Source organism: Anthropogastromicrobium aceti, from assembly GCF_020687335.1.
GTDB classification, from domain to species: Bacteria; Bacillota; Clostridia; order Lachnospirales; family Lachnospiraceae; genus Anthropogastromicrobium; species Anthropogastromicrobium aceti.
Map to the genome: position 1 here is coordinate 1 of NZ_JAJEQN010000064.1, position 12,648 is coordinate 12,648.

Genomic DNA, 12,648 nt, shown 5'->3' on the forward strand with positions numbered 1-12,648 from the left:
TTACTCTTTCTGAACATGAAAATACCCCCATATAGGACTTTTATATTTCATTGTCCTATATGAGGGTAGCATATCATTACTCGGAGAAACAGATCGTGGCTTCTTTTTTTATGGAAGTGTGAATCTCCAGCAAAAGATTAAGTGTATGAATTTGCTTAATGATCTTTTGTAAGATTTTGTATGAACCCTGTTGAATAGTTAAAATTTCACAGGTTGTTCTCTTTTTGAATATAACGGTTCTCTGTTCAAAGGGGATAGCCTGTGGTAAAATATTATAAGGATAATGCCTATGTGTTACTTTAGAGAGATACGGGCAAACTAAATATGGGAGGTGGCAATATGACCATAGAGGAAATTCTTGCAGGGGAATCCAAGAACGTAGAGTTCAAGGTGCAACGCCCGGATAAGAGTATCAAATACATGAAAACTGTTGTTGCTTTTGCAAATGGCAAAGGCGGGCGGATTGTATTTGGCATTGATGATAAAACCAGAGAAGTAGTTGGAATTTCGGAAGATGTTGTTTTTCTGGAAATCGACGCAATTACCAATGCGATTTCAGATAGCTGTGAGCCAACAATTATCCCAGATGTGTATTTGCAGAACATAAATGGAAAAACAGTAATTGTTGCCGAAATTAGAGCTGGACGACAGAAACCATATTATATTAAAGCGGATGGTTTGGAAAATGGTGTGTATATTCGTGTGTCTGGCACTACTCGTCCAGCTGATCGTGAGATGTCTAGAGAATTGTACTATGAATGCGAGGGACACGCTTTTGATTCTGTGATTCGCAGAGACTTGAAGGTGACAGATGAAGATATAGATACGCTTTGTAGGCAAATGAAGAAGGTTGCTATTGCAAACAGCAAGTCTGATCTTCAGAGAGCAGCCGTAAAAGATGTGACAAAAAATGTTTTGATCAGTTGGGGCATTTTGAAAAGAAGTGAAGATGGAAATGTCTATCCAACCAATGCGTATGTTTATCTGACAGGGCAAGGCGGCTTACGTTCCATGATACAATGTGGTGTGTTCAAAGGAACAACCCGTGCAGTATTTTTGGATCGCCGGAATTACGAAGGACCACTTTGGGAACAAGTAGACGAAGCGGTAAAATTTGTTCTGCGAAACATCCGTATGGGCTGCCGGTTGGAAGGTGTGTATCGTCAGGATATTTATGAACTACCACCGGATAGTATCCGTGAGTTGATAGTAAATGCGATTATGAATTGCAGTTACATTCAGGCTTCAAACATTCAGGTGGCAATTTATGATGATCGACTGGAAATTACATCTCCGGGTGGTCTGCTTCCTGGTGTTACGATTGATCTGATGAAAGAGGGATTTTCAAAAATCAGGAATCGGTCGCTCGCCAATGCTTTTGCATATATGAATCTTGTTGAAGCCTGGGGCAGTGGTATTCCGAAACTTATGCAAGCGATGAAGGAATATGGTTTGCGTGAGCCGGAATTTATCGACATGGAAGTTGCGTTCCGAATCAATCTTTATCGAGGTCAGAATGTGGTCAATGATCTCAATCGTGACCTCAATGACCTCAATCATGACCTCGTTGACCCCAAAGTTGACCTCGAAACTCGATTAGAAGAAGTGATTCGTAAATCTCCTGAGCTTACCTATAAATCACTTGGAGAAATACTTGCTGTTTCAGCGGCAACGGTGAAACGTACTATGGCAAAAATGCAGCAGGAAGGCAAGATCATCCGTGAGGGGTCTAATCGAAAAGGAAAATGGATACTAACAGATAAGAAGTAAATGACATAGGATTTATGGGATGAATGACACGACAAGAAGTTATTGGATTTGAGCTTTGAACTGACTGCACCAAAGAAAAAAGGACACAATAGCATAAAGAAAAGAGAAGCCTACATAGCCGGTAGAATGAATCGGTTATGTGGGCTTTTTATACGCTTGATTAAGGAAGGCATTTTGCCAATCAGTCTGGGGGTCTATTCCATTTTTACATCAGAAACACTGCCCTTTTGAACAAAATAAACTGGCAAAAACAAGAATAATAAGCGATTTTGCACAGAAACAAACGGAAAATGGATGGAAATGGAAGAAGTGCTTTGTTATAATTGTTTCAAATAAAAAAAGTTAAGGGGCAAAAAGGCCAGAAAGGGAAGAAGAATGACAAAGAAAGAACGTGTACTTCATGCATTTCACAATGAACCGGTGGATCGTGTTCCAATCGCATTTTGGTATCATTTTTCACCAGACGATGATTTTGGACAGGAGACGATTGATGAGCATTTGAGATTGTACCGTGAGGCAGATTTTGATCTGATTAAAGTTATGTGTGATGGATATTTTAATTATCCAAATCCGGGAATTGCTCAGATTAAGAACCCAGAAGACTGGTTTAACTTAAAACCGATGGGAGCAGATCATCCATATATCCGTAAGCAGATTGCTCGCGTAAAAGGTGTAGTTGAAGCGGTAAAGGATGAGTGCTGCGTATTTTATAATGTATTTTGTCCAATGTCTTTGATGCGCTTTGGTACAAGCGAGGAGCTTCTTATGAGCCATTTAAAGGCAAATCCAGAAGCAGTATGTCATGCATTTGAGGTAATTGGAGAAGATATTCGATCTCTGATTAAAGGTGTGATTGAAGAAGCAGGATGCACTGGTATTTATTATTGTGTTCAAAATGCAGAGGAGTTTCGTTTTACGGCAGAGGAGTACAAGAAAATCGTAACGCCGGCTGAGTTAGCTGTTTTAGAGTATGCTAATACATTAAGTGACAACAACATTTTGCATTGTTGTGGCTGGGCAGGAGATAAAAATCGAATTGAAGTATGGAAAGACTATCCAGCAAGAACTGTCAATTGGGCAGTTTATGTTGAAGATTTGAGCTTGAAAGATGGCAAGAATTATTTTGGTGGACGTTGTGTGTTAGGAGGATTTGACAACCGCAAGATGGGCGTTCTTTATAGTGGAAGCAAGCAGGCCGTAAAGAATGAAACAAAACGTTTGCTTGAGGAAACAGGAACAGTTGGAGTAATTCTTGGAGGCGACTGTACAGTACCTAGTGATATTGACCATGAGCGTTTTAGCTGGGTAAGAGAGGCTGCTGATGAGTTTATGGGACTTTTGATTGATAAGAGTATTCGTGCGGGAAGGTGATTGGATGAGTTTGGGAGAGTTGCAAAGAGAACAGATGACAGATGAGGACAAGGAGATTGCATTGTGGGTTTCTGATAAAATGCCGCAGCTAGTTAAGGATCTGACTAGAATTTGCCGCATCCCAAGTGTGGCGGTCGTGCCAGAAGACAAAAAGCCGCCATATGGTCCAGAATGTGTCAGAGTATTAGATGAGATGCTGCAGATTGGCAAGGAGTATGGACTGGACACAAAAAATTTTGACTCTTGTGTCGGTAGAATCCGATATGGAGATGGAGAAAAGTCTATTGGAATCTGGAGCCATCTTGATGTTGTCCCAGTAGGAGGCTACTGGGAGCATGACCCGTTTGAGCCTGTTGTGGAGCAGGGATATATGATTGCCAGAGGTTGTCAGGATAATAAAAGCTCAGCAGTAATGGCGCTATATGTTCTTTTATATATGAAGGAACACAAAATCAAGCTTCCGTATAGCCTTGATGCTTATATGGGTACGAGCGAAGAGGTTGGAATGTTTGATATTGATCATTTTGTGGCTCATTATCAGTGCCCAGAGCTGTCTCTTGTACCAGACAGCGGTTTTCCAGTATGCTGTGGAGAACGCGGAAGTTTCAATGGTGAGCTTACGGCAAATGACATCGTTAGTGAAAGGCTGATTTCTTTGTCATGTGACTGTGGTTTGTATTCTGTTCCTAATATTGCGGAGGCTGTTGTTATGGACGCACCGCGTATTAAAGAGCTTATATCATCAAGGAAATCATCTGTAACGGTGGAACAAATGCAGACAGAAAATGGAAAGCGTGCTTGGAAACTTACAGCTTGCGGCATAACAGCTCACGGTGCATCGCCAAAATCCGGAAGCAATGCATTGACGATTCTATGTGAAGCGATTTGTCGATATGAACTCGCCTCAGAGAATGACTGCAAAGTGTTGTCATGGATTATTTCGATTAATAAAGATGGTAATGGAACACAGCTTGGTGCATTTTTTGAGGATGAAATTTCAGGACCGACTATATTGACTGTGACACAGGGATGGATTAGGGATGGTCACTTGGTATTTGGCTTTTTGTCAAAGTATCCGGCAGGCTGTAAAGAAGATCTTGCAGTGATAGCAGAAAAGAAAGCAAATGAAAATGGATTTTCGCTTAGTGTAACAAGAAATACAAAGCCAACATTGTTTGATCCGAAGCATCCAGCAGTGACTATTATGACGGACACCTACAATCGCTTGACAAAAAATCATGAGAAGCCATTTGTTATGAGTGGCGGTACTTATGCAAGAAAGCTTCCAAGAGCCTTTGCATGCGGAACAGGTATGCCGCTGCCGCCAGCTCCAGAGGGACTTTTCAAAAAAGGACATGGAGATTATCATCAGCCAGATGAGGCAATCTCGTTAAAACGTGTTGAGATGGCACTTGTGATTTATATCAAGGGAATCCTTGAGATTTGCAGGAAAGTGAAATTATGATAGTAGAGTCAAAAGGTCAGAAATACGATACAAAAGGATTTTTGATCTTCTGACTTGCCAAAAACACAAAAATCCCACCGCTTTAGGTAAGCGGTGAGGTTTTTGTACTTTTAAATACTTTTTTTACAGATGCAGCAGCAGCTTCCTTAGCGCCTTGCGCTGTTTTTTTAGCAATTGCAATCACATCTTTATGTAATTCACATTTTTTTAGAAAATCAATTGCTTCCTTATAGGAGTCTTTTCGTGCCTGCGGCATTTCAATTGGTCCGTCGGCGCTGAAAAGATATTTTTTTGTTAAAATACCAACACGGATTGTCATAAATGCATTGACGGTACCTTGTGCAGCAGAGGCAAAGACAAGGCCAGGAAGCTTCATAGCAGCGTTTCCAGTCACAAGTGGAAGCAATTCTTCAAGATCCATCTCCTCAAGACCGCCTGCTAAAAATGTTGCTTTTAAGATGCGCACATAGAGTCCAAGGAGTGATGCACCGCTTGGGCGATAGCCGCAGGATTCTACTATGGTGCGAATCAGGTGGAGATTGACAGAAAGTATAGAAAACATATCGTAAAAAGCTGTCTGAGAGATTGCTGTTGTAACAAAAGCTGTCTTTGCAGCACTTTTGATTTCGCTGTCTATGACAGGAGAGAACTTTTCTGTAAAAAATTCAATCAAAAGATCATCGGCCTGATTGCCTTGTTTTAAGAAATCCTCAAGCTGCGCAGTTTCTTCATTTGTAAGTTCGGTGTTTTTCTTTAAATTATCGGTAAGCTTGCGGCACCAGTAGAAGCGGGCACGTCCATCACGGTAGCGAAGCATGTACATAGAAAAGATGGGGCGCCTCCAAACACTTACAATAGGCCATATAATACCTGCACCCAAACAGGCAAGAACAATTAGTCCGTACAGCCAGGCAAGAATGGGACTGACAGAATTAAGCTGCTGCCCAAGAGAGATTAGACCGCTGAGCAAAAAGAGAAACAGTAAAAGAAAAAGTGAGATAGCGGGGATTATGACAGATACATATTTTTTCTTACGGCTCATGAAAAACTCCTTTCTAATAAGAGATATTCAAAAACTATGTAAAGCGGACAGCTGCAGTTTGCTTTACTGCTGTGTTCAAATAGTATATCGAAAAATAAATTTTTGTGCAAGAGTGTTAAGAAAATAAAAAATGTAAGAAACGTGCGCAACATGGAAATAATAAAATTGCGCGATATCACATTAAAAGATTGTGAAAAAAGTATGAAATATATTAGATAACTTATGCATGATGAAAATTGACGATTGAAAAGTTAAAAAGTATAATAGAACCATCATAAAACATTGGTAAAAACGTCAATGAAGAAATAAAAAGTGCGCAATAAAGTGCGCAACAGAAAGGGATGGAAAGCAATGAATAATGAAGTGGTGAAAAAACCAAGAGGTCCTAAGGCCTTCTTCAAAAAAGTGTACCGATATCGTCAGTTTCTGATTATGCTGGCACCTGCGGTAATCTATACATTGATTTTTGCGTATTATCCAATGACTGGTATCGTTTTGGCATTTAAGAAGTACACATATGCTGGTGGTATTTGGGGAAGTGCATGGAACGGATTTAAAAATTTCGATTTCTTTTTTAAATCTGGTCAGGCACTGTTGGTAACAAAAAATACGGTATTGTATAATATTGTTTTTATTGCTGTAAATACAATCATGCAGATCGCAGTCGCAATTTTCTTAACGGAGATTCACAACAAGCATTACCGCAAGATAACTCAGTCGCTTATGTTCCTTCCATATTTCATTTCATGGGTTATCGTAGGCGTTATGGCATTCAACATTTTTAGTTCCGACTATGGATTTATGAATCGTATGATTACCTCTGCTGGAGGCAAGAAGATTTCCTTCTATACAAAGCCTGAGTATTGGCCATTTATCCTCGTATTCTTTAATGTATGGAAGAACATTGGATATGGATCAGTTATGTATCTGGCAGCAATTATGGGAATTGATACATCAGTTTATGAGGCAGCTGCAATCGACGGTGCAAACGTATGGCAGAGAATCCGCAAGATCACCATTCCGATGATCATGCCTACCACCATCATTCTGCTTTTGCTTTCTGTAGGCGGTATCTTCAAGGGCAACTTCGATTTATTCTACAATTTAGTAGGAAACAATGGTCTTTTGTACAACAAGACAGACGTTATTGATACGCTGACCTTCCGTGCATTGATCAGCAGTCAGGATTTCGGTATGTCAGCCGCAATTGGTTTATATCAGTCGGTACTCTGCTTTATCACTATCGTGCTTGTAAACTGGCTTGTAAGTAAGTACGACAAGGATTACACATTATTCTAAAGGGGGATGCGTACAATGAGTTCAAAAACAAAAGCCAGCAAGATTAAACATGGCAAGGATATCCTTTCACTTAATATTGTAGCATACACCTTTACGGGTATTGTGGCAATCCTGTGTCTGATTCCATTTATCATGATTGTTTCAGGATCCTTTTCCTCGGAGGCAGCGATCAACAAAAACGGCTTCAGCCTTCTGCCGCAGGATTTTTCCTTAGAGGCATATAAGACGGTGTTTCGTGATCCATCAGTCGTTTTCAGAGCATATGCAACCACAATCGGTCTGACTGCTGTTGGTACTGTTGTAGGTCTTTTGCTTCAAACAATGACTGCATATGCACTGGCAAGAAAAGATTTTGAGTGGAGAAACAAGTTTTCATTCTTCTTCTACTTTACAACATTATTCTCTGGTGGTTTGGTACCATATTACATTTTGATGACCAACACTCTCGGATTAAGGGACAATTATCTGGCACTGCTATTGCCGCTTATGTTCTCTGTTTATAATTTGCTCATTATGAAGAGTTATATTATGGCTCTTCCAGAGTCTTTGATTGATGCAGCAAAGATTGATGGGTGCAGTGAATACCGCACGTTATTCCAGATTGTAATGCCACTTATTAAGCCGGCATTAGCGACAGTTGGACTTTTCATTGCACTGGCATATTGGAACGATTGGTACAATGCAATGCTTTATATTAAGAAAGAAGAGATGTATCCGCTTCAATATTTCTTATATCAGAAGATAAACGGAATTGAGGCTTATAAAAAGCTTTTGGCAAACGGAAACGTCAGTAGTGACGTTGTAAGTGCCGTATCTCTGCCAACACAGACATTAAAGATGGCACTGACTATCGTTGTTACAGGACCAATCGTTTTGGCATATCCGCTTGTACAGAGATATTTTGTACAGGGTATTACAATTGGCGCAGTAAAGGGATGATGAAGTTTATAAAAAAGTAAAACCAAACAATATCAAATAAAATCAAACAAAATTAAGGAGGCTTATTATGAGAAGAGCAAAGAGAAACGCAGCGAAGCTGTTAAGCGCAGCTATGGCAGTTGGAATGATGGCTGGAATGGCAGTTCCGGCAGCAGCAGAGGAAGAGTCCACCAATATCTGGGCATCTGATGTAGATACATCCGAGCCAATGGAATTAAAGATGTACCTGATTGGTGATAGAACACCAGATTTTGATGAGGTATATGGAAAGATCAATGAGATTCTTGAGGAAAAGTTAAACTGTACTTTATCAGTTGATTTCTTATCCTGGGGCGAGCATGATACTAAGTATTCTCTGTTATTCTCAGGCGGAGAGGATTTTGATTTAATCTTTACAGCTTCAAGCTGGGGTCACTATGAGCAGACTGTTGCACTTGGCGGATTTTCTGAGCTTACAGAGGAAGATATTCAGACTTATGCACCTGGCATTTGGGATGTTGTTCCAGAAATGGCATGGGATCAGGCAAAAATTGACGGCAAAGTTTATATGGTCCCAAATTATTCAAACGAGTTTGGACAGGATGTTCTGGCAGTTCGTGGCGACTTGATGGAAGAGTATGGCATTGATGAGATCAAGGATTGGGACAGCTTAATGACATTCTACAAGGCTTGTGCTGAGAATGGCATGTATGCAAGCCAGGGAGGACCATGGTATCAGTATTTCCAGGAGAAGGGACTTTCCACTTTAGGAGGTGCTCCAAAGGGAGGTGAGCTTGTTCTTTACAATACACAAGATCCAGAGGATACTGATCTGTATTATATCCTTGACTGGGATGGATTTGCTGATTACTGCAAGCAGATGAAAGAGTTAGCAGATATGGGTGCATGGTCATCTGATGTATTAAATTCTAGTGATGAAAGACAGACTGGTCTGTTAACAGGAAGAACTGCATCTATGGTATGGAACTTAGGAAGCTGCCTGACCTACGCAAAGCAGGCAAATAAGGAGAACCCAGACTGGAACGTAACACTTGTTGATCCTGTTTCTGATCTGCCAAAGAAGGTACAGCCGTACATCAACAACGGTGTTGCGATCAATGCAGCAAGCAAAAAGAAGGAAAGAGCACTCATGGTTCTTAATGAGTTCTACACCAACCCAGAGGTTTATGATCTGGCAATGCTTGGTATTGAGGGCAAGCACTGGGAGGCAGTTGGTGATGATCAGTATAAGGTAATTGACGAGTCTGGCTATGGCGTAAGCAGCAACTGTAACTGGGGTTGGAACAATGCAGATCTTACAAGAACTGAGTATATTGAAGATAGAACTGCACTGGATGACAAGTATGATGAGATGAAGGCTGAGTGGGAAGCAAACATTAAGCCAGCTCACGTTCTGGAAGGCTTCACATTTGATAACACTAATGTAGCTTCTCAGGTGGCAGCAGTAGAGGCAAATATCGAGACCTACTATAATCCGTTAGTCAACGGTCTTGTAGATGATGTAGATGCAACAATTGAGCAGTTTAGAGCAGCACTTGAGAGCGCTGGTATTCAGGATGTGCTTGATGAGTTAGAGAGACAGAAGGAAGAATTTATCGCAGCAAAGGCAGAGTAATCTGACAGCGATTTAGGCGGAAAGGACTGCAAAGCTAACAGCCCTTTCCGCTTTATTTTATTGAACGATTTACAAAACGGGAAAGGAGGCAGAAAAGTGACAATAGAAGAGATTGCAAATGAACTTGGTGTATCAAAGAGTACTGTATCCAGAGCATTGTCAGGAAAAGGAAGAATTGGAAAAGCTACGATAGAACGTATTCAAGCTTATGTTGCAGCACATGATAATTTGCCTAATCAATATGAAGAAAAGAAGGCGAAGGAAGAGAGAAAAATGGCGAAAACAGGGAATATTGGCGTTGTGATCCCGGCAGATGCGTATACGACTAGTATTCCCTTTTTTCAGGAATGTCTTCTTGGAATCAGCGAAGCGGCTGCATCAGAAAATTATAATGTGATTATCACAACAGGAACAGCGACAGATTATTCAGGAGCAAAGCAGCTTGTAGAGGATCAAAAAGTAGATGGAATGATTTTAATGCGAAGCTATGATGAGGATTTGACACTGGAATATCTGATAAAGCAAGGTATCCCAGTTGGGCTGACAGGAAGCTGTGCAGATGAAAATGTAATTCAAGTTGATAGTGATAATAATGAGGCAGCGCGCCGCATGACATCTATGCTAATTGATTGTGGTTATAAAAAGTTTGCGTTGATTTTGGGAGAATCAACTTATCGTGTTAATCATGAACGAATTGATGGTTTTTATCAGGCAATTGACCGTTATGGAATTGCACGGGAACAGCAGCTGTGTATTCGTAATTTTAAGTGGATGGGGCTGTTAGATACTATAATTCATGATGTTATGAGTAATAAAGTAGAGTGCGTGATATGTGGAGATGATGTAATTTGCAGCCGAATGATGTCAAGGCTTCAGGCAGAAGGGTATCGAATCCCACTTGATATCGGAATTGCTGCCCTTTACAATGGTGCTACGCTGGACTGCTTTACTCCGGCGGTTACGGCGGTCAACATTTTAGCAAGACAGCAGGGCATTACGATCGGAAAGCAGATGATTCACTGCCTAAAGGGAGAACTTTACAACAAAAAAACGATGCTAGACTATGAGATATTACTTCGAAAGTCAGCAGGAAGGACGTTTTAATATGCTTGATTATTATAAGGGAATGGATATTTCGTTTTTGCAGGAGTATATGGAAAAAGGAATGAAGACATATGATTTGGATGGAACATTGATCGATCCGCTTAAATTAGCAAAAAAACATGGTGTTAATGCAATGCGTCTTCGCATATGGCATACACCTGAAAATGTGCCGGAATCTGGTGGATATTGCAGCTTAGAGCGGACGATTGTGATGGCAAAAAAGATCAAACAGGAGGGCTTTGATTTCCTGCTTGATTTTCATTACTCAGACTGGTGGGCAGATCCAGGTCAGCAGAGAAAGCCAAAGGCATGGGAAAATCTTCATGGGACAGAACTTGAAGAAGCTGTGTATACGTACACAATTAAGGTGCTGTGCGCGTTAAAGGAAGCTGGTGCAATGCCGGATATGGTTCAGATTGGAAATGAGATTCGAAGCGGTCTTCTTTTCCCTGATGGAGAACTGCCAGATTATGTATCAATGGTGCATTTAGTGAATGCCGGAATCAGGGCTGCCAGAGAAATTGGAGGCAAAGAGCTTCTTATAATGATTCACCTTGATCAGGGTGGTCGCTATTTTTACTTAAAAGATTGGTTTGATCGTGCATTTGAAGCAGGGCTCTCTGACTTTGATGTAATCGGTTTATCATATTATCCATTTTGGCATGGCACATTTAACGATTTGAAGGAAACAACAAAAAAGCTAATACAGGATTTTAAAAAGCCGATTATTCTTGCTGAGACTGCACATGCATGGCGAAAGAGCAAAAATGGCTTTATTGATGAGGCTCAGGAAAAGATTGCAGGCTTTGCGGCATCGCCATTGGGACAGCGTATGGTGCTTGATATGGACAATACAATCATGGCATCTCTTCCTGATAAAATGGGAAGAGGAATTTACTATTGGGAGCCACTGTGCATTCCGCGCGGCGATGAAGGCGGATGGGCAGAAAATATGGGAATACTTGATGAATGCGGACGGGTAATGGAGGCAATTCATTCCTTTGAATTTGTAAGAGGTGATGCAAAGCCAGAACTTCCGGCAAAGATTTACAAACCGCAGCGGCTTACAGTACAGGTACACCAAAATGTACAGCTTCCGGAAGAAGTAAAAGTGCTTTACCGAGATGGAAACATTCAAAGTCACAAGGTCAAATGGGAAAATGCAGGGGCAGTTAAGGCTGATGAAATCGGCATGATTTTTGTAAAGGGCATAATTGATGGATTCGATGGATTTGATGATGAGTGGACGGAACCTGTAGTTCAGGAGATTGAGGTTGTAGAGAAGCTGATGAGTGAGAAGAATCTTTTTGCAGATGCAAATTGGGATGATGGCCTGACGCAGTGGGAGACAGGCAGCAGTGAGGATGGAGTAAATGTACAGCTGTATCCAGAATTTGAAGATCCATTTCCAGCGCCGCCTGTCAATGCAGTGCGTGTAGAGGGTGTAAAAAACTTTACATTTCATATCAGCCAGAAAAAGAAAAATCTGGCACCAGGACGATATGTATTGAAGGCACAGTATTCTGGAACTGATACTACTGGCGTAGAGGTTCATTTGTTTGCAGAAAAAACAAAGGACGCTAACACTCAAAGCAGTGAGCTGTTTCAGGCTGTGATTCATCCTACAAAGGAGTGGCAAGAAAGCAAAATCAATTTTTCAATTGAAGAAGGAGATACACTCACAGCAGGACTTACGATCAGTGCACCTCCAGTCTATGGTATGGTTAGAAGATTTTTGCTGTACAAGGAAGATTGATGAAAATAGAATTATAGAAAAAAGTATATAAAGACGAATAATAGGAGACAGAGAGGAAAGATAACATGAACACAACGTATGGTTTTACAAATAAATATCTGACGAAAGATGGAAAGCCGTGGTTTCCGGTGATGGGTGAGATTCATTTTAGCCGTTATCGTGCAGATTTATGGGAGGAATCTCTTCGTAAAATGAAAGCAGGCGGTCTGTCGATTGCATCCGTTTATGTCATTTGGATTCATCATGAGGAAGAGGAAGGAAAATTCGATTTTACAGGAAATAGAAAT

The 12,648-nt window shown here is 40.8% G+C and carries 10 protein-coding genes; 9 read left to right on the forward strand and 1 reads right to left on the reverse strand.

From position 1 onward, the window contains the following. The first annotated feature begins 339 nt into the window (after positions 1-339). The 3 genes from LKD48_RS15545 to LKD48_RS15555 all read left to right on the forward strand — a co-directional run bounded on the left by LKD48_RS15545 (position 340) and on the right by LKD48_RS15555 (position 4,606). Entirely contained in the window at positions 340-1,770 is a 1,431-nt protein-coding gene (locus LKD48_RS15545) for an RNA-binding domain-containing protein (RefSeq protein WP_308732540.1), read from the forward strand. Between the two features lie 375 nt (positions 1,771-2,145). Then, positions 2,146-3,141, forward strand: a complete 996-nt coding sequence (locus LKD48_RS15550) for a uroporphyrinogen decarboxylase family protein (protein ID WP_308732541.1) — start codon at positions 2,146-2,148, stop codon at positions 3,139-3,141. Positions 3,142-3,145: 4 nt separating this feature from the next. Continuing rightward, positions 3,146-4,606 (forward strand): Sapep family Mn(2+)-dependent dipeptidase, encoded by a 1,461-nt coding sequence (locus LKD48_RS15555; RefSeq protein ID WP_308732542.1) that lies wholly within the window; start codon positions 3,146-3,148, stop codon positions 4,604-4,606. Between the two features lie 82 nt (positions 4,607-4,688). Here LKD48_RS15555 and LKD48_RS15560 read toward each other — a convergent pair whose 3' ends face one another. Next, a complete protein-coding gene (locus LKD48_RS15560; RefSeq protein ID WP_308732543.1) occupies positions 4,689-5,648 on the reverse strand; it encodes a DUF697 domain-containing protein in 960 nt (319 codons plus the stop codon). Between the two features lie 351 nt (positions 5,649-5,999). On the opposite strand from LKD48_RS15560, the gene LKD48_RS15565 reads away from it, so the two are divergent. The 6 genes from LKD48_RS15565 to LKD48_RS15590 all read left to right on the forward strand — a co-directional run. Further along, positions 6,000-6,947 carry an ABC transporter permease gene (locus LKD48_RS15565; RefSeq protein WP_308732544.1) on the forward strand — a complete coding sequence of 316 codons (948 nt, stop codon included), beginning with the start codon at positions 6,000-6,002 and terminating at the stop codon, positions 6,945-6,947. 15 nt (positions 6,948-6,962) lie between these two features. After that, complete coding sequence (locus LKD48_RS15570) at positions 6,963-7,886, forward strand: carbohydrate ABC transporter permease (RefSeq protein WP_308732545.1); 924 nt, start codon at positions 6,963-6,965, stop codon at positions 7,884-7,886. A 67-nt stretch (positions 7,887-7,953) separates the two neighbouring features. Next, the gene (locus LKD48_RS15575; protein ID WP_308732546.1) at positions 7,954-9,501 is read left to right on the forward strand and encodes an ABC transporter substrate-binding protein; all 1,548 of its coding nucleotides are present in this window, start codon (positions 7,954-7,956) and stop codon (positions 9,499-9,501) included. Positions 9,502-9,597: 96 nt separating this feature from the next. Further along, positions 9,598-10,605, forward strand: coding sequence for a LacI family DNA-binding transcriptional regulator (locus LKD48_RS15580; RefSeq protein WP_308732547.1), 1,008 nt, complete (start codon positions 9,598-9,600; stop codon positions 10,603-10,605). Position 10,606: 1 nt separating this feature from the next. Beyond that, on the forward strand, positions 10,607-12,361 hold the full coding sequence (locus LKD48_RS15585; RefSeq protein ID WP_308732548.1) for a glycosyl hydrolase 53 family protein: 1,755 nt from the start codon (positions 10,607-10,609) through the stop codon (positions 12,359-12,361). A 65-nt stretch (positions 12,362-12,426) separates the two neighbouring features. Further along, the coding region (locus LKD48_RS15590; protein WP_308732549.1) for a beta-galactosidase at positions 12,427-12,648 on the forward strand (222 nt) is incomplete at its 3' end.

Coding starts and splice junctions, on each gene's coding strand:
- LKD48_RS15545 (WP_308732540.1), top strand. CDS start 340: ATGACCATAGAGGAAATTCTTGCAGGGGAATCCAAGAACGTAGAGTTC.
- LKD48_RS15550 (WP_308732541.1), top strand. CDS start 2,146: ATGACAAAGAAAGAACGTGTACTTCATGCATTTCACAATGAACCGGTG.
- LKD48_RS15555 (WP_308732542.1), top strand. CDS start 3,146: ATGAGTTTGGGAGAGTTGCAAAGAGAACAGATGACAGATGAGGACAAG.
- LKD48_RS15560 (WP_308732543.1), bottom strand. CDS start 5,648: ATGAGCCGTAAGAAAAAATATGTATCTGTCATAATCCCCGCTATCTCA.
- LKD48_RS15565 (WP_308732544.1), top strand. CDS start 6,000: ATGAATAATGAAGTGGTGAAAAAACCAAGAGGTCCTAAGGCCTTCTTC.
- LKD48_RS15570 (WP_308732545.1), top strand. CDS start 6,963: ATGAGTTCAAAAACAAAAGCCAGCAAGATTAAACATGGCAAGGATATC.
- LKD48_RS15575 (WP_308732546.1), top strand. CDS start 7,954: ATGAGAAGAGCAAAGAGAAACGCAGCGAAGCTGTTAAGCGCAGCTATG.
- LKD48_RS15585 (WP_308732548.1), top strand. CDS start 10,607: ATGCTTGATTATTATAAGGGAATGGATATTTCGTTTTTGCAGGAGTAT.